22 protein-coding genes and 2 tRNA genes are annotated in these 23,775 nt (G+C 65.3%); 9 read left to right on the top strand and 15 right to left on the bottom strand.

Annotated features, from left to right (window positions below; genetic code table 11):
* Positions 1-31 precede the first annotated feature (31 nt).
* The 4 genes from OG714_RS18505 to OG714_RS18490 all read left to right on the top strand — a co-directional run bounded on the left by OG714_RS18505 (position 32) and on the right by OG714_RS18490 (position 5,582).
* Positions 32-2,947: a UPF0182 family protein gene (locus OG714_RS18505; protein WP_406131866.1), complete on the top strand. Its 2,916-nt coding sequence runs from the start codon at positions 32-34 to the stop codon at positions 2,945-2,947.
* A gap of 44 nt (positions 2,948-2,991) precedes the next feature.
* A tRNA-Met gene (locus OG714_RS18500) sits at positions 2,992-3,065 on the top strand.
* Positions 3,066-3,270: 205 nt separating this feature from the next.
* Positions 3,271-5,193: a tetratricopeptide repeat protein gene (locus OG714_RS18495; protein WP_406122313.1), complete on the top strand. Its 1,923-nt coding sequence runs from the start codon at positions 3,271-3,273 to the stop codon at positions 5,191-5,193.
* A gap of 315 nt (positions 5,194-5,508) precedes the next feature.
* Positions 5,509-5,582 (top strand) — tRNA-Met (locus tag OG714_RS18490).
* A 48-nt stretch (positions 5,583-5,630) separates the two neighbouring features.
* Here OG714_RS18490 and OG714_RS18485 read toward each other — a convergent pair.
* The 7 genes from OG714_RS18485 to OG714_RS18455 form a co-directional block, all read right to left on the bottom strand.
* Positions 5,631-6,776, bottom strand: a complete 1,146-nt coding sequence (locus OG714_RS18485) for an ABC transporter substrate-binding protein (protein WP_406122311.1) — start codon at positions 6,774-6,776, stop codon at positions 5,631-5,633.
* Positions 6,773-7,636, bottom strand: coding sequence for an ABC transporter permease (locus OG714_RS18480; protein ID WP_406122310.1), 864 nt, complete (start codon positions 7,634-7,636; stop codon positions 6,773-6,775). The genes OG714_RS18485 and OG714_RS18480 overlap by 4 nt, the downstream gene beginning before the upstream one ends.
* Complete coding sequence (locus OG714_RS18475) at positions 7,633-8,427, bottom strand: ABC transporter ATP-binding protein (RefSeq protein ID WP_406122308.1); 795 nt, start codon at positions 8,425-8,427, stop codon at positions 7,633-7,635. The genes OG714_RS18480 and OG714_RS18475 overlap by 4 nt, the downstream gene beginning before the upstream one ends.
* 151 nt (positions 8,428-8,578) lie before the next feature.
* Positions 8,579-8,995 (bottom strand): Fur family transcriptional regulator, encoded by a 417-nt coding sequence (locus OG714_RS18470; protein WP_406122306.1) that lies wholly within the window; start codon positions 8,993-8,995, stop codon positions 8,579-8,581.
* A gap of 118 nt (positions 8,996-9,113) precedes the next feature.
* On the bottom strand, positions 9,114-9,488 hold the full coding sequence (locus OG714_RS18465) for a cyclic nucleotide-binding/CBS domain-containing protein (RefSeq protein WP_406122304.1): 375 nt from the start codon (positions 9,486-9,488) through the stop codon (positions 9,114-9,116).
* Between the two features lie 323 nt (positions 9,489-9,811).
* Positions 9,812-10,000, bottom strand: a complete 189-nt coding sequence (locus OG714_RS18460; protein ID WP_406122303.1) for a hypothetical protein — start codon at positions 9,998-10,000, stop codon at positions 9,812-9,814.
* Positions 10,001-10,774: 774 nt separating this feature from the next.
* The gene (locus tag OG714_RS18455) at positions 10,775-12,391 is read right to left on the bottom strand and encodes a hypothetical protein (protein ID WP_406122301.1); all 1,617 of its coding nucleotides are present in this window, start codon (positions 12,389-12,391) and stop codon (positions 10,775-10,777) included.
* 444 nt (positions 12,392-12,835) lie between these two features.
* On the opposite strand from OG714_RS18455, the gene OG714_RS18450 reads away from it, so the two are divergent.
* Entirely contained in the window at positions 12,836-14,320 is a 1,485-nt protein-coding gene (locus OG714_RS18450) for a DUF262 domain-containing protein (RefSeq protein ID WP_406122299.1), read from the top strand.
* Positions 14,321-14,369: 49 nt separating this feature from the next.
* Complete coding sequence (locus tag OG714_RS18445) at positions 14,370-15,731, top strand: hypothetical protein (protein ID WP_406122297.1); 1,362 nt, start codon at positions 14,370-14,372, stop codon at positions 15,729-15,731.
* A gap of 571 nt (positions 15,732-16,302) precedes the next feature.
* Here OG714_RS18445 and OG714_RS18440 read toward each other — a convergent pair.
* The 5 genes from OG714_RS18440 to OG714_RS18420 form a co-directional block, all read right to left on the bottom strand.
* Positions 16,303-17,118 carry a DUF2785 domain-containing protein gene (locus OG714_RS18440; RefSeq protein WP_406122296.1) on the bottom strand — a complete coding sequence of 272 codons (816 nt, stop codon included), beginning with the start codon at positions 17,116-17,118 and terminating at the stop codon, positions 16,303-16,305.
* 185 nt (positions 17,119-17,303) lie between these two features.
* Positions 17,304-17,546 (bottom strand): hypothetical protein, encoded by a 243-nt coding sequence (locus OG714_RS18435; protein ID WP_406122294.1) that lies wholly within the window; start codon positions 17,544-17,546, stop codon positions 17,304-17,306.
* A gap of 132 nt (positions 17,547-17,678) precedes the next feature.
* On the bottom strand, positions 17,679-18,530 hold the full coding sequence (locus tag OG714_RS18430; RefSeq protein WP_406122293.1) for a helix-turn-helix domain-containing protein: 852 nt from the start codon (positions 18,528-18,530) through the stop codon (positions 17,679-17,681).
* Between the two features lie 24 nt (positions 18,531-18,554).
* On the bottom strand, positions 18,555-19,082 hold the full coding sequence (locus tag OG714_RS18425) for a DUF6879 family protein (protein WP_406122291.1): 528 nt from the start codon (positions 19,080-19,082) through the stop codon (positions 18,555-18,557).
* Positions 19,054-19,314, bottom strand: coding sequence for a hypothetical protein (locus tag OG714_RS18420; protein ID WP_406122289.1), 261 nt, complete (start codon positions 19,312-19,314; stop codon positions 19,054-19,056). The genes OG714_RS18425 and OG714_RS18420 overlap by 29 nt, the downstream gene beginning before the upstream one ends.
* A 226-nt stretch (positions 19,315-19,540) precedes the next feature.
* Here OG714_RS18420 and OG714_RS18415 point away from each other — a divergent pair, with 226 nt between their 5' ends.
* The 3 genes from OG714_RS18415 to OG714_RS18405 are packed head-to-tail and all read left to right on the top strand — an operon-like array spanning position 19,541 to position 20,312.
* Positions 19,541-19,930 (top strand): DUF6415 family natural product biosynthesis protein, encoded by a 390-nt coding sequence (locus OG714_RS18415; protein WP_406122286.1) that lies wholly within the window; start codon positions 19,541-19,543, stop codon positions 19,928-19,930.
* Positions 19,927-20,115, top strand: coding sequence for a hypothetical protein (locus OG714_RS18410; protein ID WP_366491258.1), 189 nt, complete (start codon positions 19,927-19,929; stop codon positions 20,113-20,115). Before OG714_RS18415 ends, OG714_RS18410 begins: the two co-directional genes overlap by 4 nt.
* Complete coding sequence (locus OG714_RS18405) at positions 20,112-20,312, top strand: hypothetical protein (protein WP_406122284.1); 201 nt, start codon at positions 20,112-20,114, stop codon at positions 20,310-20,312. The genes OG714_RS18410 and OG714_RS18405 overlap by 4 nt, the downstream gene beginning before the upstream one ends.
* 313 nt (positions 20,313-20,625) lie before the next feature.
* On the opposite strand, the gene OG714_RS18400 is transcribed toward OG714_RS18405, so the two are convergent.
* The 3 genes from OG714_RS18400 to OG714_RS18390 all read right to left on the bottom strand — a co-directional run bounded on the left by OG714_RS18400 (position 20,626) and on the right by OG714_RS18390 (position 23,250).
* Positions 20,626-21,315, bottom strand: coding sequence for an HAD family hydrolase (locus tag OG714_RS18400; protein WP_406122282.1), 690 nt, complete (start codon positions 21,313-21,315; stop codon positions 20,626-20,628).
* Between the two features lie 280 nt (positions 21,316-21,595).
* On the bottom strand, positions 21,596-22,408 hold the full coding sequence (locus OG714_RS18395; protein WP_406122280.1) for a hypothetical protein: 813 nt from the start codon (positions 22,406-22,408) through the stop codon (positions 21,596-21,598).
* Positions 22,405-23,250 carry a sigma factor-like helix-turn-helix DNA-binding protein gene (locus OG714_RS18390; protein WP_406122279.1) on the bottom strand — a complete coding sequence of 282 codons (846 nt, stop codon included), beginning with the start codon at positions 23,248-23,250 and terminating at the stop codon, positions 22,405-22,407. Before OG714_RS18390 ends, OG714_RS18395 begins: the two co-directional genes overlap by 4 nt.
* Positions 23,251-23,775 lie beyond the last annotated feature (525 nt).

Below are 23,775 nucleotides of genomic sequence, written 5' to 3'. Positions count from 1 at the left end.
GAACTTCGAGGTGCGCACCTTGGCTTTCCAGATGCCGGACCGCGGCGGAGGCCCGACAGGGCCGCGGATCAGAGTGGGCCGCCCGTCCCGGCGCGTCCGGACTTTGCTCATGACACTGGGCGTCCTTGCCGTACTCGGCATGACGTTCACGATGTTCGCGGGCTTCTGGACGGACTGGCTCTGGTACCGGTCGGTGCATTACTCGTCCGTGTTCACCACCACCCTGACGACGAAGATCGGACTCTTCTTCGTCTTCGGCCTGCTGATGGCGGCCGCGGTGGGCGTGAACATCTGGCTGGCGCACCGCCTGCGCCCGCCGCTCAGCGCGATGTCGATGGAGCAGCAGAGCCTCGACCGCTACCGGATGGGCATCGCGCCGTACAAGAAGTGGCTGCTTCTGGCGATCACCGCCCTGGTGGGGCTGATCGCGGGGGCGTCCGCGTCCAGTCAGTGGCGGGTCTGGCTGATGTGGGTCAACGGCGTGCCCTTCCACCAGAAGGACCCGCAGTTCCACCTCGACGTGTCCTTCTACGCGTTCGACCTGCCCTGGTACCGCTTCCTGCTCGGCTTCGGCTTCGCCGCCGCGATCCTCTCGCTGCTCGCCGCCGCGCTGACGCACTACCTGTACGGCGGGCTGCGCATCACCAGCCCGGGCGCGCGTGCCACGGCCGCGGCCACCGGGCATCTGTCGGTGCTGCTGGGCATCTTCGTCGCGCTCAAGGCGGTGGCCTACTGGCTCGACCGGTACGGACTCGCGGTCAAATCCAGCGACTTCAAGGCGACCGGTGACTGGACGGGCCTGAGATACGTCGACGCGAACGCGTATCTGCCGGCCAAGACGATCCTGTTCTGCATCGCCGTCATCTGCGCGCTGCTGTTCTTCGCCACCCTGTGGCGGCGCACCTGGCAGCTGCCCGTCATCGGCTTCGGCCTGATGGTGCTCTCCGCGATCCTCATCGGCGGCCTGTACCCGGCGATCGTCCAGAAGTTCACGGTCCAGCCGAACGAGCAGGCCAAGGAAGCCCCGTACGTCCAGAAGAACCTCAAGGCGACGCGCGAGGCCTACGGCATCGACGACACCAAGGTCACGGAGTACTCGGGGACGAGCACCACCAAGGACAAGACCAAGCTACGCTCCGACGTCGACTCCACGGCGAGCATCCGGATCGTGGACCCGAACGTCGTGTCGCCCACGTTCCAGCAGCTCCAGCAGATCAGGAACTACTACGCGTTCCCGACCAACCTGGATGTCGACCGCTACAGCAAGGACGGCAAGGACCAGGACACGGTCATCGGTCTGCGTGAGCTGAACCTCAACGGCATTCCGAAGAACAACTGGATCAACGACCACTTCCGCTACACCCACGGCTACGGCGTGGTCGCCGCCAAGGGCACCGCGGTCGACTCCGAGGGCCGGCCGGTCTTCACCGAGTCCGATCTGCCGTCCACGGGTGACCTCGGCAAGTACGAGCAGCAGATCTACTACGGCGAGAAGACCACCACGTACTCGATCGTCGGCGGTCCCCAGAAGGAGATCGACTACTCCGACGACAGCGGCGAGAAGACCACCAGCTACACCGGCAAGAGCGGGGTCAACCTCTCGAACCCGCTCAACCGGGCGGCGTACGCGGTGGCGTTCAACGAGCCGCAGATCCTGTACTCCGGTGCGATCGGCGAGGGTTCGCGGATCCTGTACAACCGCACGCCCAAGGAGCGCGTCGAGGCGGTCGCGCCCTGGCTGACCATCGACGGCGACGCCTACCCGGCGGTCGTGGACGGCCGTATCCAGTGGATCGTCGACGCGTACACGACGAGCAACGGATACCCGTACGCCTCGCGGACGACCCTCGGGGACACCACGGCGGACTCGCTGACGGCGACCAACAACAACCGCGCGGTGGTGGCCCAGCAGAACCAGGTCAACTACATCCGCAACTCGGTGAAGGCGACCGTCGACGCGTACACCGGTGCCGTCAAGCTCTACCAGTGGGACACCGAGGACCCGGTCCTGAAGACCTGGATGAAGGCGTTCCCGAACACGGTCGAGCCCAAGAAGGACATCTCGTCCTCGCTGATGGCCCATCTCCGGTACCCGCAGGATCTGTTCAAGGTCCAGCGCGAACTGCTCACCCGCTACCACGTGACGGACGCGCAGACCTTCCTCAGCGGCAGCGAGGTGTGGCAGGTCCCGAACGACCCGACGAACCAGTCCAACAGCGCGGTGCCGCCGTACTACTTGAGCATGAAGATGCCGGACCAGCCCGCGCAGGCCTTCTCGTTGACGACGACGTTCACGCCGAACGGCAGAGACAACCTGAGCGCCTTCATGGCCGTCGACTCCGAGGCGGGTACCCCGGACTACGGCAAGATCAGAATCCTGAAGCTGCCGACCAGTACGACCGTCGGCGGGCCCAAACAGGTGCAGAGTGCCTTCAACTCCGAACAGGACATCGCCGAGTCGATCAAGCTGCTCAAGGGCGGCGACTCCGACATCGAGTACGGCAACCTGCTGACGGTGCCGCTCGACGGCGGACTGCTGTACGTGGAGCCCGTCTACGTACGCGGTGGTGGACTCAAGTACCCGCTCCTGCGCAAGGTGTTGGTGGCCTACGGAGGCAAGACCGCCTTCGAGGACACACTGGACGAGGGGCTCAACAAGGTCTTCGGGGCGGAGAGTACGACGACGCCGCCACCGGACGAGACCACCACTCCACCGACATCCAGCAACCCCACGGTCCAGGCCGCGTTGAGCGACGCCCAGAAGGCCTTCGACGCCGGGCAACAGGCGTTGAAGAAGGGCGACTGGGAGGCGTACGGGCAGGCGCAGAAGGATCTCCAGTCCGCGCTGCAGCGGGCGGAGGACGCGCAGGCCGCGGCAGACAAGAGCAAGGGCAGCGGCAAGAGCACCAGCAGTCCGAGTCCGAGCAGCAGCACCAGCAGCGGATAGGTAAAAGCCCACCTCACGCCCGTGGTACGGTTGCAACACAACGGCGCGGGGTGGAGCAGCTCGGTAGCTCGCTGGGCTCATAACCCAGAGGTCGCAGGTTCAAATCCTGTCCCCGCTACTGCTAGCGAAGGCCCGGATCCTTTAAGGATCCGGGCCTTCGCGCTGTGCGAACGCATGTGCCGACGAGGGTGACGGCCGTGCCGCCGGGGGGAGTTGGCGAAACCGTGTTTCGCTTGTCTCTCTGTGGGCATGTCGACAAAACGCTGTAGAGACCTCACTGGCTGCGGTATACCAGGTGTACCCAGGTTGCAGGTGGTGCGACGATGGACGTTATGGGGGACAAGGCAACTCTGTTGGATACAGGGCGTTTTGTGCAGCCTTCCGACCGGGACGAGTCCGGTGACGGGGAGGCTGTCGACAAGGCACGCACACGGCTCGCCGCACAGGCCGGCGACGTCGAGGCGACGAGTGTCCTCGGAGCGATGCTGCTGCGCCGCGGTGATCTCGACGGAGCCGAGCCCCTGCTGCGTGCCGCCACCGCCGAGGGCGACCGGGCCGCCGCCAACAACCTGGGCGTCCTCCTGCACCAGCGCGGATACCCCGACGAGGCCGCCGGCTGGTGGCGGATCGCGGCCGTGGCGGGTTCCGCGGCCGCCGCGCACGCGCTCGGCCGGTACCACCGCGAGCGCGGCGACGAGCCCGCCGCCGAGTACTGGCTGCGCCAGTCCGCCGAACAGGGCCACGCGCTGGGCGCGTACGCGCTCGCCGATCTGCTGGAGCACCGCGGGGACAGCGCGGCCGAGCAGTGGATGCGGTCCGCCGCCGAACGCGGGCACCGCGAGGCCGCGTACCGGCTGGCGCGGGCGCTTGACCGGCGGGTGCCGCACGAGGACGAGCGCGAGTACGACGGCGGGGACCGGCGTGGGGTTGGGGACGCGCGTGGGGTTGGGGACGGGCGTGGGGCTGGGGGTGACAACGGTGTCGCTTCGGCCCCAGGAACCTCCGGAGTCCCAGGAGTCCCAGGAGCCTCGGGGTCCCCAGGGGACGAGGCCGAGCAGTGGTACCGGCAGGCCGCCGCGCGCGGGCATCAGCGGGCCGCGCTGCAACTCGGGGCGATCCTGGAGAAGCGGGGCGAGCTCAAGGAGGCCGGGCGCTGGTATCTGACGTCCGCCAAGGACGGGGAGGCGCGGGCCGCCTGCGCGCTCGGGTTCCTGCTGCGCGACGCCGGCGACACCGAGAGCGCCGCCGTGTGGTGGCTCAGGGCCGCCCAGGACGGCGACGGCAACGCGGCCAACGCGCTGGGCGCGCTGCACGCCGAGCGCGGTGAGACGCAGACCGCCGAGCGGTGGTACCGGGCCGCGATGGACGCCGGGGACGTGAACGGCGCGTACAACCTCGGGCTCCTCTGCGCCGAGCAGGCGCGTACCGCGCAGGCCGAGCAGTGGTACCGGCGGGCTGCCTACGCCGGGCACCGGGAGGCCGCCAACGCGCTGGCCGTGCTGCTGCTCCAGGGCGGTGACGCGACCGGGGCCGAGCCGTGGTTCTCCAAGGCGGCCGAGGCCGGGAGCGTGGACGCCGCGTTCAACCTCGGGATCCTCTTCGCCGGGCGGGGCGACGAGGGCGTCGCGCTGCCCTGGTACGAGCGGGCCGCCGCTGCCGGGCACACGGAAGCGGCGTTGCAGGTCGGGATCGCTCGGCTGCGGGACGGGGACGAGCGGGAGGCCGAGCGGCATCTGCGGTGTGCGGCTGGTGGGGGGAGTGCGGAGGCCGCCTATCGGTTGGCCTCGGTGCTTGATGCTCGGCGGCCGCCGGCGCCCGCCCACGAGCTGGGTGAGCAGGTGCATGAGAAGACCGAGTGTGAGGAGTGGTACGAGCGGGCGGCTTCGCAGGGGCATCGGCGGGCGCAGGTTCGGGTCGGGATGCTGGCCGCTGCGCGCGGGGATGTCGTCGAGGCGGCCCGGTGGTATCGGGAAGCCGCCGAGGCCGGGTCTCGTAACGGGGCTTTCAATCTTGGGCTGTTGCTCGCTCGGGAGGGGAGTGAGCCTGAGGCTGCGGTGTGGTGGGCTCGGGCTGCGGATGCGGGGCATGGGCGGGCGGCGTTGCGGTTGGCGCTGGTTTACGCGCGGCGGGGGGAGTTGGCCGAGGGGCAGCGGTGGGCTGATCGGGCGGTGACGCTGGGGCCTGGTGAGGTGTCTGAGCGGGCGGCTCGGTTGCGGGATGCGTTGCGGCAGGAGTTGACGGCGTAGGGGGTTGGTGGTTCGGGGTGAGTTTCTTTCGCCCCCGCCGCCCCTACCCGTCCCATCCCCAGGGGCTGCCGCCCCTTCCGCCCCGCCTGGGGGCTGCGCCCCCTAGCCCCCCCGATCGGCCCTGAAGGGGCCTCGTCCTCAAACGCCGGACGGGCTGAGTGGTGCCGGCCTGCGTTGAAAAGTGGAGGCCGGACGGGCTGAGTTGTGCCGGCCTGTGCTGAAAGTGGAGGCCGGACGGGCTGGGTGGGGCTGACCTGGGTTGATAAGCGATTTGCTTCTGTCCGCCCGTCTGACGTAGCGTTGCAATCACAACGGCGCGGGGTGGAGCAGCTCGGTAGCTCGCTGGGCTCATAACCCAGAGGTCGCAGGTTCAAATCCTGTCCCCGCTACTGAACACCGAGGGCCGGAACCCGAAAGGGTTCCGGCCCTCGGTGTTTCTACGGTTGGTGGCCCACCGCTTCCTCGTACAGCGAGCGGTCCACGGTCCTGGATTCCGGGAGTGCCGGGCCCTTCGATACGCCCGCCGCCTTGTACGCCGACTGCAACCGGGTCGTCGTTCCCGCGCGGATCTCCCAGTCCATGGTCAGTGACGGGGTCGACTTCAGGACCGACGCGTCGATCTTCAGGAGCTTCGCGAGGTACGTGACGAAGCTCGGGTCGCTCTTGTAGTCGCCCGCGAAGTACGTGTTCACCGTGCGGATGTAGGCGCGCAGGAGGGCCACGCCGGCGTCCACGTCGTCGTTCAGGAGGCTGGGGCCGTACAGCATGCCGCCCAGGGGCTCGCCCGGTGGTTGGCCGCCCAGGAAGGCGTACTGGGGGTTGTCGTCGACCTTGCGCCAGACGGGGTCCAGGAGCCAGGCCGAGTCGACGCCGCCGTTCTGGAGGGCGGTGAGGACGTCGGCCGAGCCGAGTTGCTGGTACTGGATCTTGTCGAGGCCGCCGCCGTGGGTCGCGAGGGCCTTCTCCATGGGGTACGCGATCACCGAGCCCTTGCCGATCATGGTGCCCATCCTGCGGCCCGCCATCCGGACGTCGGCCGCCGCCTCGCCCTTCTTCAGCTTCACCCACAAGCCGCTCTTCGACTTCGGGTCGGGCGAGAAGTTCCCGGCCACCCACTTGATGTCGAAGCCGCCCTCGACGCCGTTCATGACGGCCGCCTCCGGGGCCGCCCACATCGCGTCTATGTCTCCCTTGGCCAGCAGGGGCAACGCGTCCGGGGTCGGGAGGATCTTGAGGGTGACGTCCAGGCCCTCCTTCTTGAACTCGCCCTTGTCGACGGCCACTTCGAGCGGGGCTACGTACTCCGCGCTCAGCGTGCCCGTCGCGATCGTCAACTTCCGCGTTTTGGGGAGGGGTTGGGCGGAAGGGGCGAGGGGTTCGCAGCGGGCCGGGACGCGGGTGGGGGAGAGGTCCACCGGGTCCGTCCAGGAGGACCTGCCGCAGCCGTCCACCGGTGTGACCGTGCGGTGGCCCGCGGCGGTTGTGCCTGAAGTCCCGCTGTCCCCCGCGTACTTGGACGAGCAGCCCGCCGATGCCAGCAGGGCCGCCACGGCGACCGTCACACCGTACGCACGCCTTCTCATGACTGGCCCCGTCCTCGGTCCCTCGGTGCCCACGGTGTGAGCAACCGGCCTGCTATCCGCACCAGTTCGGAGAAGACGACCCCCAGGACCGCCACGCACACGATGCCCACGAACATCACGTCGTTCTCGAACAGCGCGCGGGAGTCGAAGATCAGGTGGCCCAGGCCGTTCGTCGCGGCGATCTGTTCCGAGGCGACGATGACCAGGACCGCCACGCCCGCCGCTATCCGTGCGCCCACCAGGACCGAGGGGAGGGAGGCCGGGAGGAGGACGTGGCGGAACATCTGCCATGGCGTCGCGCCGAAGACCTGGCCCGCGTCCCGGTGGCCGGAGGGGATCGCCATCACCGCCGACATCGTCGAGATCCAGACGAAGAAGAAGACCGTCGCCGCCACCAGCGCTATCTGGGGGCCCTCGCCCAGGCCGAACATGTTCAGGAAGATCGGGAGCAGGGCCAGTTTCGGTACTACGTACAGGGCGTCCAGCAGCGGTTCCAGCGCGGCTCGGACCAGGGACAGGGAGCCCATCAGCAGGCCCAGGGCGTAGCCGGTCGCCGTGCCTATCGCGTAGCCGCCGAGGACGCGTTTCGTGGTGGCCCAGACGTCCGGCCACAGGTCGCCGGCGGCGGCTCGGGACCAGCCGTCGGAGAGGATCGTGGAGGGGGACGGGTAGACGCGGGGGTCTATCCAGCCCTGGGTGGCGGCCAGTTGCCACCACAGGACCAGGGCGAGGGGGACCGCCACGGCGAGGGTGAGTTCCAGGGCGCGTCGGCGGCGGTGGGTGCGCAGGGGGTCGAGTTCGTGGGGGCCGGGGCGGCGGACCAGGACCGACTCCTGGCGGTCGGGGGCGATGGTGGTCATGCCGGTACCGCCTCCTTCCGTAGCAGCCCCCACAACTCGCTCTTCAGGGCGGTGAATTCGGGGGTGTCCCGGATGTCGCCGGTGCGTGGGCGGGGGAACGGCGGGCGGTGTTCGGCGATGATCCGGCCCGGGCGCGCGGACATCACCAGGACGCGGTCGCCCAGGACCAGTGCCTCCTCCAGGCTGTGCGTGATGAAGAGGGTCGTGGTGTGCAACGTCTGGGTGAGGTCGAGGAGTTCGTCCTGGAGGATCGTGCGGAGCTGGGCGTCCAGGGCGGCGAACGGCTCGTCCATCAGCAGGAGTTCGGGTTCTACGGCGAGTGCGCGGGCGATGGCCACGCGCTGGCGCATGCCGCCGGAGAGGGTCGCCGGGTAGGCGTGCGCGAAGTCGGCGAGGCCCAGGCGGGTCAGCCACTCGGTGGCCCGGGCGTTCGCCTCGCGGCGCGGGACGCGCTGGATGTCCAGGCCGAAGCGGACGTTCGCCTGGACCGACTTCCAGTCGTAGATGCCGTAGTCCTGGAAGATCATGGCCGCCGGGTGGGCCGCGCGGCGGAGCCGCATGTCGGATTGCGGCGACGTGCGGATCTCCAGGGTGCCTGTGGTGGGGCGCAGCAGGCCCGCGGCTATGCGGAGGAGGGTGGACTTGCCGCAGCCGGACGGGCCCACCAGGCAGACGAACTCGCCGGGGGCGACGGTGAGTTCGAGGGGGCCGAGCGCGTCCACCTGGTGCGGGGTGCGGCCGAAGGTGCGGGTCAGTTGGGTGGCGTGGAGTTTTGGGTGCGGGTCTCCCACGGTTGCTCCTTGCGGAGGGCGGTACGTCTGTCTGTACGGGTGGGGGGTGCCGCACGACGATATGACGGTCCGTCAGATTCGGGAAGCCCGTACGCAGCACAAAGCCCCGGCGTCCGTGTCGAACGGACTCCGGGGCCTGTGAAGGGACTTGCTACGCGCTCGCGCAGTTCGGGCACAGCCCGCGGTACGTCACCTCGACGTCCGAGACCGTGAAGCCGAAGCGCTCCGAGTCGGGGAGGTCGGCGAGGGGGTTGCCGCCCGGGTGGACGTCGCGGATCTGGCCGCACTGGGCGCAGACCAGGTGGTGGTGCGGGCTGTGCGCGTTCGGGTCGTAGCGCTTGGCCCGCTTGTCCGTGGAGACTTCGAGGACCTCGCCGAGCGAGACCAGCTCGCCCAGCGTGTTGTAGACGGTCGCCCGGGAGATCTCCGGGAGCTTGGCCACGGCACGGGAGTGGACCTCGTCGGCGGTCAGGTGGACGTGGTCGCCGTCGAGCACTTCGGCCACGACGCGCCGCTGTGCGGTCATCCGCCATCCGCGTCCGCGCAGCCGCTCCAGAAGGTCACTCATGCTCGCCAGCCTAACAGCAGGCTGACCAGTTTCCGAATAGGTGTGACTTTGGAGAGGTGCCGGACTTGGACTTAGTCCAATCGCTTGGATCGCTCGGTCGGATCGCCCCGGCCGGCTGTCAGGCCGGTACCTGCTGCCGTGCCGGTGCCCAGCAGCGGATGATGTCGCGGACCGAGACGATGCCGGCGGGCTCGGCGCGGTCCAGGACGATGAGGTGGCGGAAGCCGCCGTGGGCCATCGCGCTGGCCGCGTCCTCCAGGGTCCAGGCCGGGGTGGCGAAGACGACGTCGGTGGTGGTGTGGGCGTGGGCGCGCTCGGTGTCCGGGTTCTGGCCCAGGCCCAGCGAGTTGAGGATGTCGCGTTCGGTGAGGATGCCGATGCCGCCGGCGTCCGGGTCGAGGACCACGGCCGCGCCGACGTGGCGCGAGGACATCAGGGCGGCTGCCTGGCGGAGGGTGTGGTCGGGGCCGATGGTGAGGACCACCGTGCTCATGGCGTCGCGGACCAGTGTGGATTGCGGCGAAGGGTGCGGGTGCGGCATGGGATGAGGTCACCTCCTGGGGAATCCGCGTCGCTTCGCGGACCTCGGTCCGTCGCTTGCCGGCCGGGGTCCGTTAGTTACCGGATTCACAAGTTCACAAGTGGGGGCGCTCTCAGAGTCGCAGGTAAAGCACGGGTCAACAAGAGGGCGTGCGCGGCCGGTTGGGGGCGTGTGCGGGCGTCCCGTGGTGCTCAGTAGCGCTGGTATTGATCGTGCTCGTCGGTGGGGTGCGGGGTCACCCTCCACTCCGCCGACGAGCTGCGTGGTTGCGGCCGTCATTGGTCGTTGCTGGTCGTCGTTGGCCACGCTCGGACGGCCCACAGGCGGCCCGGCGAGGCCGCCGTGGCAATGCCCAGCTCGTCTCCGGACATCAGCTTGGGAAGCTGCGGGCATTTGGGGCTGGGCCGGGCGCTGACCTGGGCGAACGGTTCGGGTACGGCCTCGTCGGGCTGGGCTGCTTTCACCGTGGTTCCCCGCTGTTCCCCGCTGGATCTGGTGCGGTTGTGGTGCGCGGACTTCGCACCACAGTCTGAGCGTCTGTCCATAGGTTCGGGCAACTCGTTGGGCACTGGCTTCGGCCGCCTGTGAGCTGATCGCTGACGCTCGCGGCTTCGGTCTCTGTGTCGTCGTTGCCATCAACACATCGGCTCCTCAACTCTCCTGGATCGGTACGCTTCCGTCCGGAGGCGGGAAATGTTCAGCGCAGTCACTTTCTGCAGTAGCGGTGCTATCTGCCTAGCTCTTGGCGTGTGGCTTGTCTGGCGGCAACACCGCCGACACGCCAGCACCCTGGCGAGCTGGGGCGTACTGGCCCTCGGAGTAGGGCAGTTGATACGCGCCGCAGGTTCCTCGACCGGAGACCGCCAGCCGCTTGGCGATGTCCTTGCCACCTGCTCTGCTGCAATCAGCGTGGTCGGCTTCATCCTGGTGGCGTGTGGCCGAGACACGGTCCGTAGCAGTCGCCGCGGTTGGAGGCGCCGGAAGCTGCCTCCAATCCGCCCATGAATCGGTGCACCTCCAACACGCTTTCCAACTGTGGTGGTGGGGTCATGGGCGTCGTTCGGGGCCGTTCACCTGCGTTCATGACGGTCCGCAGGGCTGCCAAGGAGGGCCCGTGGCCTTGCCTGAACGGCGGCGAACGAGGGTGAATGAGACGGAAACTGAGACGGCGGTGTGTGGCAGGGTGCGTCACCCTTCCACAGTTGAGAGAGGTCGGAGCAGGCCGTCATGTCCTGTGCCTAGCGCCGGTTGAGGGAACGTGTGACGCCGGTGACTATCGTCGTCGCAAGGATCCATCCGCAGCCGGTAAGAAAGTAGCCGATCCACTGAGTGCCCGGCGTGGGAGTGAATGCTGTCGCCTGCCCGAGGCCAATAACAGGGAGCAAATGGTCAAGGGTGAAGATCACGGGGTTGAAGACCTCCGTGCTATCAGGGGCGGTGCGGATAGGGCGCTGGGCCGTGAAGACAATCGAGCCGAGTGCCAGCAGGCCTATCAGCCAAAGGCCGGCGCGCATCGGCCGGTAGCCGTAGCCGACAGTGATGTCCTGGATCGTTCCCCAGATGCGGGCATGCCGTGGCAGGGTTCTGCGACGGAGGCGCTCCTTAAGCAGCGAGATGGTGCGTGCCTCGTCATCGTGGCCTATCGAGCGGTATGCAAGGGCCAGTTGTTCGAACGGTTGCGGGGCGTAACCGGATCTGTCGCGAAGCAGCCACCGTATGCGTTGTCTCGGCGGCAGTGGGTCCTCGAACCGGTCGTAGCGTAGACCGTCGACCTTCAGCTCGTCGGGCCAACTCTGCGATGCGTCTCGGATGATCCCAACCATCGCGTGACGGAGATCAACTAGGCCCTGCGGCCGCTCAGCCATCCGCAGATCAACCTCCTCCGCCTGGATGTGCGGCATGGCAAGCGCGACGCGACCCGGAGCCGTGATCTGCGCATCCCGCAGGGTGATCCGGCCGTTGATCCTGGCTCCAGCCAGATCGATACTCCCTTCCGCGGTGAAGCCGCTGTTGAGATGCAGGCTTGTGCCAACCTGAAGGTGGTATCCGTGCAGCGCCCTGCGTTCCGGGTTGCGCAACTGTGCGTTCCAAAAGCGAACGACCCCGTCGACTCTGGCGCCTGGAATATCGACTTCGCCCACCGTCTTGATCCGGTCGCAGACCATGTCGCCCTCGACATGCATCCGTGAGGCCTTCAGCGCTATGCCTCCAGGCTTCAAGAGCTGGGCGCCACTCATGTCGAGGTCACCGCCGACGTGAGCGCTACGCAGGATCACTTCGCCTTCCGCAGTGAAGCCACAGCGCATCCATATGTGATCTTCTACCTGAAGGCGGTTGGCGGTCAGGGCGGGACCCTCGGAGTTGCTCAGTTGGCTCCCGTCGAGGTTGAGGATGCCGGTGATGTGAGTACCGTCCAGGTTCAGCAAGCCGTCCAGCTGGGAATGACGAACCTTTAGGTCGCCGTCGACTGACGCATTGGCTGCATAGAACCGGGTAAGGCGGCAGCGCTTCAGGCTGAACTGCCGGGTGCGCGCACTGTAAAGGGTGACTCTGTCTCGGAAGTCGCAACCGTCCATGGTGACGCGGTACGGGATCTCGGCATAGTCGAGCTCCAACGATCCGTCCACGCGTGCGCCGTCCAGCCGCAGTGCGGGGACGTGCCCCGGCTCTGCGACAGCGCCGTCAAGTAGCAACCACGTAAGCGCAGCACCCCTGACCGTACGCTCCGGCCCCCAGCGACTGCTGTTAGCCAGGCGGTCCTCATCTGGATCGCCTGCCCGCAGATCCAGCCTCTCGCCGCGGGAGAACGCGTCCCGAACACGCAGTTCCACTTGAGTCAGATCCTCGGCGCGCACGCTCGCTGCCCCCCACCCCTGGATGCATCGCTCGTGAGGTTACCCGTGAGATGCCTGACCTAATGCGGCCTCATCCGCCAGTGGGCCATGAGACCGAAACTCGCGCTCTCAGCTTGGGAAACTTGAGTCTCCTGGTGGCAGTTGCTGCGCTGACCTGCGGCGGAGCTGCTACGGCACCCGGCTGGCCAACGACTTGGTTCCCGCCATTCCCCGTGGTTCCCCGCACGACGCACGACCTGGCACGGTTCTGGCATGGCCTCTTCGTCTCGAATCCTCTGCCAGGTGGTCATCTTGGTCCCGTGGGCTGGTCGGCCGTAGCTGATCGGCTGCGATGGGTCTTAGCACAAGGATGGCCAAGATAACCACTTTCGTACTCAGAGAGTGCGCTCGGACGCTAATGTGTCTTCAAGATCCATGCCTGATGGCAACGTCGTGGAGAAGCATATGAAGATGGAACCGCGCAGCATCGCGCTTGACAAAATCTTCAAGCGCCGAGGTCGGTATGACATCCCGGATTGGCAGCGGGACGAGGTTTGGTCGCCAGAGCGAAAGCAGTTGCTCATCGACTCCATCCTTAATGGGTGGAAGCTTCCTAAATTCTATTTTGCTAAAACTGCGAGCGATCCCGACGAGTTCGACGTTGTCGATGGTCAGCAGCGACTCTCCGCAATCTGGGAGTTTTTTGAAAACAAACTCCGCCTTTCGGAGGAGACCGCCCAGAAATTCGGTGGCCATACATACTCTGAGCTTCCTTACACCGTGACCGACAGTTTCGACGATTTCGAGATTCAGTATGATGAAATCACCGATGCGACAGACGATGAAATTCAGGGCTTCTTTCAGCGTCTACAGCAAGGGATGATGCTGACCTCCGCGGAGAAGTTGAATTCTATCAACAGTAGTCTGACTAGGTTTGCTCGACAGCTTGCTGCTCACAATTTCTTCCAGGAGAAAGTTGCTGCAAGCAATTCCCGCAAGGCCTACTTTGATATCGCAGTCAAGACGCTGGCGCTCGAATCCGAGGGCTTCGGAATGCGGCTGCGCTACGAGGACTTGAAGGAATTTGCCGAGTCTCACGTTGCGTTTTCTGAAAATTCACAGATCGCGGCCCGCCTGACCGGCACGCTTGACTACCTGGACCGCGTGTTTGCAGGGAAAAGTACCTTCCTGCGGAATCGGAGCACTATTCAGTCCCTGATCACACTCGCTGCGGACATTGTCGATACGGGACACGTCGATGGCACGGAGGAGCGCTTCAGAGGATTCGTCGAAAAGTTCGGTGCAGAGCTAGCTCATCAAAATGAGCTAGGGACTCGTGCTACGGATGGTTCTTACTTGGATTACCAGCGCACATTGTCTGCGAATGTGAAAGCCGGGCCGCGTATCCGCCACGAAATTCTGATGCGTAAACTGCTTCTATCCGACCCGTCATGGATTGATATCTTTGGCACCCAAGAAGGTGCTTCAGGGGTTCGGGAAGAGATCGATCGACTCGGACAGCGAGTCGCATCTCTAGTATCGCTCAGAAATGAGGAGCATTCAGCAAAGACGGGGAAGGACTTTATTAAGCTAACTAATAGGACGGTGACAGCGCTATCAGGAATTCGTGAGCCAGTAGAGAACTTTGAAGGCTACTCGAAGATGATCGGTGACCTGTACTTCACGCTGCGGGAAGGACCTGGACAACGTCTAGAGCAGATCCCCTCGTCGTTCGAGGACGTTAATCTTCTTCGGACAGGTCTCCAGCATGATGTAGATCACGGTAAAGCTGGCGATGTGGCAAAGAAGAGAATTAAGATCGGCGCTGCATTCGCTAAGTACGCATCCGGGGATACGTCACCTCAAACGCTCGCTCCTGAGCGGTTTCAGTTTGTGCAGGCTGCCTTGCTCCAAGCTATCGTCGAAGATCTTGAAAACCTTTCATTCTGACTTCACATCTCGACTAGCGGCCCTCCTCTGGCCTAACTGGAAGTGACCTATGCCTGAGCACGTCCTACACCCGGGGCTGCAAGTCATAGAGGCTCTTGCCAAGCTCGGTGAGTGTCTCGGCTATGAGGTGGAGCGGGAACGTCGCGTAGGCGGAAAAAGTGCAGCAGTTGATTTGGCGTGGTACGCCGCAGGCGACAGGTGGATGCCTCTGATGATATTTGAGGTAGAGAGCAAAGCCAGCTCTGGAATGGCAAACAATGCCATGAAAGTCCTGTCCCGAGACGTCGATGACTTCGTTAAGCCGCTGTTCCTGTTTCATGTCGTACTCAAAGGAAGTGCGACTAATGAACGGATTTCCAACCTGCGTCGCCAGTGGGGCTCGCACAACTACCGTGTTTACACGTTAGAGTTGGATGGGGAAAATCAACGCCTTGTAGTCGACATCCTTTCGCAGCATCGACGCGTGACGAAGAGTATCGACTTGGAGGGCGTTAGCGCAACACTCGATGGTGTCGTATGGGAAGCAGTTGACAAGATTTCTATACTTTCCAAGCTTCGGGATCTTGAGTATTCTGCCAACTATCTGGGCGGACTCGCGCGCATTGGCTTGCGGAATCCTTCACTGGTATCCCTATATATGGATTCCCTGGAGTCTATTCATATTGCTGGACGCGATGCGGCCGGCCGATACGGTGGCTTCATCGGGGATTATATACCTGGCCTGTTGGAGATCTCGATACTCATATCTTGTGGGCGACTTCCCGACGAGGGCGGGCCCAGGAAGCTGGAGAAGTGGCAGGAGAGGTCCGGTTATGGGATGCGTACCATTGGGCCCTATTTTGGACTGAGCCGAGACTACGACTCCTTCGTGCTAGGCGTGGCTCCCTACGTCTACGGCATGGCTGGCATGCTGCTTCGAGAGCATCCGGAGTCTTATAGCTGGCTGGCGAAGGATCTGCATTCAATCGTCATGCAGGAATACCGTCAGCAAGTGCGCGAACCGGCCATGCTTCCCGGTGCTGTCTGGCTTCTGCATATCTCGGCTAGTGGCCCGTCTCTTTTTCCAGCGCAAAATGGCACTGATTCCGAATTTGAGGCTTTCTTCGAGTCTTCGCGTGCGCTGATAAACGGTGGCGGTGGACTCCCCGTTGAGGTTCTAGACTCCCCGCCGGACTATGTGGACGTGCATGACGAACGTGTCATGAATGAGTGGCTGGGATGTCTGGAGGGTGAGCGAATCGATGTGCCGAAACTGCGAGATTTTAATGAGCGATATTTCCCCGGCGGTGATTGCGCCGAAATAGGGCGTGAGTATGCCTTGAAAGCAGCCATGGAAATGCTGATGGCAGATGATTGGCGCTGTAGGTCGGTTGACCTTTTTATCCGTGAGCTTCGAAGGTCACCTCGGTAAATGGGCGTGCGGCACAACGCGGTCGGCGGAGCGGCTTTGGGGTGGCGCTGCTTTGGCGTGAGTGATCATGGCCCCGTAAGCTTCCGGCGCGTCGGGCAGTCTGTGGACCTGCCCGTTAAAGCACGACGTTGGGGCCATGATCTTCGAGGCTCGCGCCAAAGTGGCTCCGTAAAGCCGCGGAGCCGACCGCCCCAGCCACGACGTACCCCATTCTCTGGCATCAGGCGGCTGCATGCTTTGAGTGCGGCACGGGCGCCGGCCGGGCTGGAGCGGGGCGGAGACAGGAGCGCAGGCCCGGCCGGGGGCCGGGCCGCGCGCGGGGAGCGGAGCGAGCCGCCTTGAAACCAGTAGAGAAGGTTGTAACTCAGTTGGTCGCGTGGGGTAGCGACGACTTGCAAGACCGGCCTGATTTCAGTGAGGAAGCGGACCACAAGAAGCCGGGGCGTACTGGTCTACTGAGATTCGCGGCGTGATGTCGCGACGAGATGGACGCTGAACTGCGCGGATTTGTCTTTCTCCGGCGGCAGCATGCCGGGATCATCGGTAGCCCGGAACCAGCTTGCGGTCCCTGTCACGCGAGCCAGTGATAGGGCAGGCGGAGGATGGCGGCCACTTCCTCGGCAACGACGGCAGCGTGGGAAGGAACCCCTCCCTCGGCAAGGCCGCGGGTCAGATGCAGATGCAGCGACTGCAGGGTCGCAATCGTGTTGAACGCCCACGGAGGCACCGGACCGTAACCGCCGGCCTCCAGCGCCTTGGTCACCACGCTCAGCCACCCCGTGGCCTGCTCAGCCGACAGGCCGGGCACGAGCAGGATGCGGCCGATCGCACGGGCCAGACGGGCATCCTCCAGCTGTACATACCGGTAGTCGACCGCAGCCGTCATCCGGCGGGCACACAGCTCCAGCAACTCCGCGCGCCGACCCGGCAACGCCTGCGCGAACGCCGCGGCCGCGTCGGCGCCATGCGCGACGGCGTGCAGCCAGCCCAGGGAGTCGTCCCAGCCACGGGTGTCGCTCTCAGCCGGATACCAGGCGGTGAAGGGGGCATACCAACGCTCAGCGGCGGCCTTCGGCGCGGCGCCGGGCGCTGCCACTGCGCGTGCCAGCACGCATCGCAAGACGAGCGGCGCGAACGTCCGCGCCTGTATCTCGGGATGCTTGAAGCGACCCGCGGCCGTGTCTCCAAGGTCCTCCAGGACCTCATCGAGATGGCCTTCATCTATCCAGTGCGCGGCGGCGGTATACGCCTGATCATCGCGGACCTTGGGGTCAGGTGAGACCAGCATGACTGACAGCTCATCACTGAGCCGGGATGCCGGAACGCCTTCAGGAAAGGGGAAGCCCTCGGCGGCGATCGACGACCAGGCGAAATGATCCATAGGCATCGCAACACCCTAATCACGGCCCTCCGGTCAGGGAAGAGCTGCTGGTGATCTTGGCGTGCTGTCGTCGGATGAAGACAAGTCCGCGCAGTTCAGCGTCCATCTCGTCGCGACATCACGCCGTGAATCTCAGTAACGGACTGCCGTCGGTGAGTAGCCCTTGGAGAGCCGGCCCGGGAGCTCGTAGGTCAGGCATCAGCGGGCTCGGCGTGCCGTACAGCCCGCTTCGCCGCCTGCTCCACCTCATGCCGCGACATGGTCACGTCTTCGAGCGTCGCGTATACGGTCACCGCGGCCTGAAAGTTCTCGGCTGCCGTACGCCACGTCTTCCACTGAGCCTCGTACTCCTCACCATCAAGACCGGTGAGCTGTCGGCGGGCGTCTTCGGAGGAACGTTCCAGCTTGATCAATTCATCGGGGATGTCCGTCATGACCTGGATCTTAAGTCGCCTCCGGGGCAGACCCTGGTCTGCGAACGGCAACGTCTACCGGTGTTGTGACGATGCTGAGCGGCAACCGATGGGTGGATGTAGATCGGCCACCGATTTGGTCGAAGTCCGGGCTCAGCGTAGGGCTTCGATGGCTTTCACGATCAGAGCGCGAGCGTTCGCGCCGTACACGGCCATGCTGCGCAGCTGCTCGAATGCCTTCGCGTACAGGGCGATTTCGGAGGGCTGGGTGACGTTCACCTCGGCGGACACCAGCTCGACGGAGACGTGCTTGTCGTCGTAGAGGTGAAAGGTCTCCTCGGGCCAGTGCGTCCGACGGATGGTCATGGGGATGACACCGAGGGAGACGGCCGGTAGGGCGCCGGCGGTGAGGAGGTAGCCGAGTTGCGCTGCCATCGAGTCGGGGTCGGCCACCTGGGAGTGCAGGACGGCTTCCTCGATGACCACGACGAAGCGGTGTCCCTGTTCGTGAATGATGCGGGAGCGTTCGAGCCGAGCGCGCGCGGCCTGCGCGCTGTCGTCGATGTCCAGGTCGTGGACAGCTGCGGCGATACCGAGGACGGCGAGAGCGTAGCCCTCTGTCTGCAACAGGCCGGGGACGATGCTGGAGGAATAGATCCGGAAGTTCTCGGTCTCGCGGGACGCCTGCATTCTGCTGTCCTGGATGTGGCGCAGTCCGGCGCGGACCTGGTCGCGCCATTGCCGGTACATCGACTCGGCGTTGATGGACTGCACGACGAGATCCTGCGCTTGTCCGTCCGTCCCGGTCGCGGTGCACCACCGTCGGATGTCGTTCGCGGAGGGCCCGGTGAGGGCGTTCTCGATGCGTGAGGTTTTGGAGTAGTGCCAGCCGCACGCGGCAGCCAACTGCACGACCGTCAGGCCGGCTTCCTTGCGGAGGTCGCGCAGCCGGTGGGCGACGGCTTCACGTGCGGCCTGGGCAGATGAGGAGGGCGAGGCGGGCATGGGTTGGCTGCCGGTGCTTTCTGGTCAGTGGATCTGGTACTGGTCGTGCGGGATCGCGCGCGTCCATACGGCCTCGAAGGACTCAGCGCACAGCTTCGCGGCGGCAGGGTCCTCGGAGACCTCGTGCCCGACCATGGCCCCGTCGCCGGAGAAGTAGCCCCACCGGATCACCTGGTCGTCGAAGAGCCAGAAGTCGTTGCCCGGCAGGGCGATATCCGAGGCGCGGCGGCGGGGCAACCAGCGCACCTGTTCCCCGGCGTGCACGTTGACGCCGGTGGAGGCGTGTTCGTAGCGGATGTAGTCGGAGACGGGTTCGGACACGATCCGGGCGCGCTGCACCGCGACGCCGCGCGCCACGGCAGAGGAGACCAGGTCCACCCAGGGTGCCCAGTCCGGCGATCCGGGGTCGGTGTCGAGACGGCCGGTCTCCAACCAGGTCCGCAAGTCGTCAGCCTCTGCGGCCACCCCGTAGTGATCTCGCATCTCAAGGTGCACAGCGGAGCGTGTGCACTCGTCCATGAGTTCAGCGATCGTCGGAACGATCGAGGACATCGCACGCCTCCCTGATCATGTGCACCATCCTGGCCGGGATGCGGATGACGGCCTCGTCCAGCGGAATGCCGACGGCATGACCTGGTACCTCGAACGCGGCGCACTCTGCTTCGAGTTGAGGGTCGGGCTTCCATCCCTGGAAGACGAGTTCGCCCTTCTCCTGGTCGACCCACACGGTCGGTGAGTCCGCGGTCTTGGTCTCGGGATCGATCCCGATGAACCGTAGCGACATGACTGTCTCCATCCATGAGATGTGCAGTTCTTTGCGACACGCTCCGACAAATGGCGTAGCTGGTCAAGAGGCCGAACTCGCCAAGGAACAAGGCTCGTTGGCATGAATGCAAAGATCTGCACATTGCTGGCATGGGCGTCCATCGCACTCCTACCTTCAAGAGGCATGACGAGACCCGGCGACCACGTGAACGGCCCGGGGCGTGGCCGACTGGGCAGGGGTCGACATGGCGAACCGCACTACCGCAGCATCCGAAGGCACTGAGCGCCAGCAAGCCGATCGCCCTGACATCACCGTCATGCGCGAGACCGTGCAGATTCTGCTGGACCCCGACGCCGTGGCGCTGCCCCCAACCGCTGATGAGCTGGAGATGCTGACGCAGATGATTCGGGGCCACCTGGAGCTGCTCATCCCCGAGGTCGAGCAGTCCGTCAGGCGGTTGAAGAAGGACAGCATCCCCCGGTACTGCGCGCTCGCCTGCGTAGGCGAGGCACAGGGAAAACTCAGTGCCGAGCCGATCCGTAGATTCGGCGTAGAAGTCGGCTATGCCCGACGCCTGGCGCGCACCTTGAACGCTTTGTGCGACCACTACGAGAACCTCGGTGCGCGCCCGTGACTGCGGCCATCGACGACACCTCGATGCGCTCCGCCGAGTGCGCGGTGGCCGCCCTGGACGGATACCAGGAACTGCACCACGAATGCCGTCAGACCAAGGACATCCCACTACCCCACGGGGCCGGCCTGGTCCTGGTACGACGCTGCACCTGCCCCTGCCACACACAGATCGCGGGTGCGTCATGACCTGGCGCTTCTGCCGTCACTGCGACGAGCCGATCACCGACCCCGACGACGCAGTTCACCTCTGGCACGAGGAGAGCATGAGCGGACCGGGGCGGGACGTGTGGGCACACCGCGAGCACGCCGACCTTGTCCAGCCGGACACCACGCTGGTGCGCATCCTGGCTCGCGTACTGATCGCGGAGCGGGGGAGGTCCTGATGCAGAACAACCCTGATGACACGACTCTGCCAATGGTCCCGCTGTTTGCAAGCTCTTCTTTGGGCACTAGCGCACCAGCGTTTCGGGGCTCCACTGACGTACCAAGTTGATCTGGCTCCACCGGTATGACGACACAGTTCAGGTCCGGGTCAGGAGGGCCTGCGCATCGCATCTTGCGGCGTGATCGGAGAGGGGATGACTTCGTTCCGGGCTGGTAAGCGGGTCCGTTTGCGCGGTATCGAGCCCGAGGACTGGACGGCGTACGATCGCCGGGCCCTCAACATCGCGCCGAAAGTCGCCCCGGTCGGGCACCTCAGAGGAGCTGGAGCACCTCGGCCAGCGCACCGGGACGCTGGTCAACGGGCAGGGGATCGACCAGGTGGACCCGGCATCCCAACGTGGCAGCGCCGACGTCCGCAACACGCTCGTCTCCCACCATGAGTGCATCGCCGGGCGCCACTCCGAGCTCCTCGCACGCCATCTGGAAGATCCGGGGATCGGGCTTCTTCACCCCGCGCTCGAAGGAGAGGAAGTAGGCGTCCACGAGGTCATCGACACCGTGGTCGCGGAAGACAGGGCGCATGTCCCAGCCGATGTTGCTGACGACAGCGACCGGGATGCCTCGCCCGCGCAGGGCGCGGAGGGTTTCCTCGGTGTCGGGATAAGGCAGCCATGCCCCGGACACCTGGGAACGTCCATACAGGGCCTCGGCCAGGTCAGCCGCAGGCAGTTTCGCTTCCCGGGTAAGGGCTGTGAAGGCAGCCCGGTGTCGTTCGGCGGTCAGATCGCGCTCCCGCCACAGCGCCTCCAGATGGGGCGGCACTGTGCGCGGAGGAACCCCTCCTGGCTGGGCCCCGAACTCTTCCAGCCGGCTGACGCACGCGTCGAGTTCACCCTCGGGCACGTCCAGACCGGCCTTCGTTGCCACCGCGCGCAACCACTGCGCGGCCGATTCGATCCGGAAGAGGGTCCCGGAGAAGTCGAACATCACACCCTTGATCATGCAGCCGATCCTGGCGGCGCCGACGAGCCGGCCGCAAGCCCAAGACGATCAAGAAGCGGAACCACCCGATCGAAGTGGGGCCAAATCGCCTTGCTACAGGGGCGTGAATCACACCAACACGCCCCCTGTGACCCGCCGCTGGGGCCAAAGCAACTCCGTGCGCTGGAGTCCAAAACGAGTGCTTACGGACGATGACACGGCTCTGCCAACGGTCACGCCATTCGTGATCGTCCACGTCAGCCATTGATGTCAGAGCCTCATGCGCTTTCCGCTGGTCAAGTCACCATTGGCAGAAGGCCACTGCGGCATCATCCCCGGACTTGTACCGCGGCCACCGGCGCCCAGTGGGGTCCGTGGCCTCAACCCTGCGTACGGTGTCGATCAGTTCACGGGGACCTCCCGCCCGGAGCGTGGCGAACGCTTCCGACCAGGTCGCCATCTCGTACTCGTTCACGAGCCTTGATACGCCATCAGACATCACGACGGCAGCGTGCACTTCTCCGAGTGATGTCGTGCCGGTCAGGGTGTGCTCTGCTGCTTCTGGATCTGCCGCAGCCACCCAGTACCCCTCTGCCGTGTTGCGTACTTGCCGCTGCGCGAGCACGAATCGTTGCACGGCTTCCCTGTGCTGTGAGGTGTGAGTCTCGTGCTGCTCAACCTCAGCTCTCATCTCGGGCAGGATGTCGTCCACTCGGAGATCAGTGATCACCGAGTAGCCCTGAGGCACCTCGAACACGATGGGGGAGTCTGCGAGGACGAGATGGTCCAAGAGGCTGTCTCGATGCCGCAGGACCGCGACCGTGGCGGACGGCGTCCCTGGATTCTTGAGGTCGCACTCGGGATGCAGCCCTGCAACACGTTCGAGAGCGTCCGCCAATCCGTCTGTGAGTTGGCGGTCTGGGTCTGCGAGGGTCGCAAGAAGCTGACCGCCGAGGTGTGCGACGTACCAGGGGACGCCGTGTCGGCATCCCGTGGTGAGGCCTGCCGTGCTGAGTCCGTCCAGCACGACGGCGAGCGTGGGTGTTCCTGCTACCCAGTCCTCATTGGGGTTGGCTCCCCCGGGTTGTGTGTCCATGCAGACGCGCATGATCATCCCTCGTGTCGGTACAGCGGGGTGACGCGGCGGCTCTCCAGTACGTCGAGCGTCTTGGGGTCGTAGCGACAGGAAATGAGGGTCGAGAACCGGCGGGTGCGAACTTCTCGGTACAGCTCGGCGAGGTTGTTCTCCAAGTAGTGCACGACCCCGTTGGCGCCTATGGCGTGGATTCCGGCGATGTACAAGAACGTGCCACGGCCGTCCAATCGGGGGAGTCGGCCCAGGTAGCCGAAGTCGCCGGCAGTGCCGTCCTCATCCATCGGCGATCGGTACTCCTTGCCGGCCTTCTGGTCCACCAGGTGCCAGGCTCGGTCTTTCTCAAAGCGCAGGTTGTCGTCCCCTTCGAGCACCTGGGCGACGATGGGCGACAGTCGCGGTCCACAGACGACCACGTGGTTGTCGCGGTTGAGGTTGACGATTCCCGTCGTCGGGATCACCTCGTACTCGGCCTCAAGCTTCATCCCACTCAGCAGCTTGCGCAGGTGGTCGAAGTTCTTGAGGTCCTCTCTGGTCACGACCTCACTCGGGTTCTGGTCAGGGCCCTTTCCTGCCTCGGGCTTGCCACCGAGCGACACGGTCACCAGGTTTGTGCCGAAGAACGCGCGCTCCGGGGGCGGACCGGCGGACGCCAGCTGCCCTACGCGGCCTCGGCTCACCCCGAGCTGCGCGGCGATTTCGGTCTGAGTCATGCCGGACGCCTGCGCTTCTTCGATGGCCTCGCGACGAATGCGGGACAGCTCAAGCACCCATCCCTGATAGGTCGCCATCAGGTCGATCGCTGCTTTGGCCCGGTCGACCGGGGCCGCAATCTCAGCGACCCGCTTCATGTCGTCGTGCACAGCTCTCCACTCCTCGTCTAGGGGGGCTAGCGAACTCTATCGCTAGAGGGGGTTGCGCGCACCTCTCCCGTTTGCTTGCGGTGCCTATCAAGAAAGAGCGCAACCCCCCTAAGTAACGTAGAGGGGATGCGTCACACCTGCTTGAACTGCAAGAACGCGCAATCAGGAGCCCTGCAGTGGACGGGGGGAGGGCACCGGACAGTCGTCTGCCTCGCGGCAGGCGATCCCTTGGCAGTCCGGATGGCAGACCGAAAGGTCAGGTCTCTGCCTACGACGGGGCCCTAGCGAGCTGTACCTGATCCGGCAGCCGCGTCCCCGAAAGAGACCACTCATCCACCGCAGTTCTCTGCGGCCGGTTGCCTCCGCTGCTCGGCTCGTACGAGCAGCGCTGAGGGGAGCCGGAAACCCGACTTCAACGGCGCGCGGCCCCGGTGCTCGAACACCGGGACCGCTGTTCGGGCCGTTCACCTGTGGAAGGACACACGGCGGAAGCTCCAAGACGGGGGAGTAGCTCCCGCCTATCAG

The sequence above is a fragment of the Streptomyces sp. NBC_00989 genome, assembly GCF_045162655.1.
Taxonomy (GTDB): Bacteria; Actinomycetota; Actinomycetes; order Streptomycetales; family Streptomycetaceae; genus Streptomyces.
This window is presented reverse-complemented; position numbering and strand designations above follow the sequence as displayed.

Excerpts from the sequence above, each read along its gene's own strand:
- OG714_RS18485 (WP_406122311.1), bottom strand. The coding sequence starts at position 6,776 with ATGAGAAGGCGTGCGTACGGTGTGACGGTCGCCGTGGCGGCCCTGCTG.
- OG714_RS18395 (WP_406122280.1), bottom strand. The coding sequence starts at position 22,408 with ATGATCATGCGCGTCTGCATGGACACACAACCCGGGGGAGCCAACCCC.
- OG714_RS18430 (WP_406122293.1), bottom strand. The coding sequence starts at position 18,530 with ATGCCCGCCTCGCCCTCCTCATCTGCCCAGGCCGCACGTGAAGCCGTC.
- OG714_RS18435 (WP_406122294.1), bottom strand. The coding sequence starts at position 17,546 with ATGACGGACATCCCCGATGAATTGATCAAGCTGGAACGTTCCTCCGAA.
- OG714_RS18415 (WP_406122286.1), top strand. The coding sequence starts at position 19,541 with ATGGCGAACCGCACTACCGCAGCATCCGAAGGCACTGAGCGCCAGCAA.
- OG714_RS18420 (WP_406122289.1), bottom strand. The coding sequence starts at position 19,314 with ATGTCGCTACGGTTCATCGGGATCGATCCCGAGACCAAGACCGCGGAC.
- OG714_RS18450 (WP_406122299.1), top strand. The coding sequence starts at position 12,836 with ATGAAGATGGAACCGCGCAGCATCGCGCTTGACAAAATCTTCAAGCGC.
- OG714_RS18470 (WP_406122306.1), bottom strand. The coding sequence starts at position 8,995 with ATGAGTGACCTTCTGGAGCGGCTGCGCGGACGCGGATGGCGGATGACC.
- OG714_RS18400 (WP_406122282.1), bottom strand. The coding sequence starts at position 21,315 with ATGATCAAGGGTGTGATGTTCGACTTCTCCGGGACCCTCTTCCGGATC.
- OG714_RS18425 (WP_406122291.1), bottom strand. The coding sequence starts at position 19,082 with ATGTCCTCGATCGTTCCGACGATCGCTGAACTCATGGACGAGTGCACA.
- OG714_RS18465 (WP_406122304.1), bottom strand. The coding sequence starts at position 9,488 with ATGAGCACGGTGGTCCTCACCATCGGCCCCGACCACACCCTCCGCCAG.
- OG714_RS18495 (WP_406122313.1), top strand. The coding sequence starts at position 3,271 with ATGGACGTTATGGGGGACAAGGCAACTCTGTTGGATACAGGGCGTTTT.
- OG714_RS18480 (WP_406122310.1), bottom strand. The coding sequence starts at position 7,636 with ATGACCACCATCGCCCCCGACCGCCAGGAGTCGGTCCTGGTCCGCCGC.
- OG714_RS18445 (WP_406122297.1), top strand. The coding sequence starts at position 14,370 with ATGCCTGAGCACGTCCTACACCCGGGGCTGCAAGTCATAGAGGCTCTT.
- OG714_RS18405 (WP_406122284.1), top strand. The coding sequence starts at position 20,112 with ATGACCTGGCGCTTCTGCCGTCACTGCGACGAGCCGATCACCGACCCC.
- OG714_RS18505 (WP_406131866.1), top strand. The coding sequence starts at position 32 with ATGCCGGACCGCGGCGGAGGCCCGACAGGGCCGCGGATCAGAGTGGGC.
- OG714_RS18440 (WP_406122296.1), bottom strand. The coding sequence starts at position 17,118 with ATGCCTATGGATCATTTCGCCTGGTCGTCGATCGCCGCCGAGGGCTTC.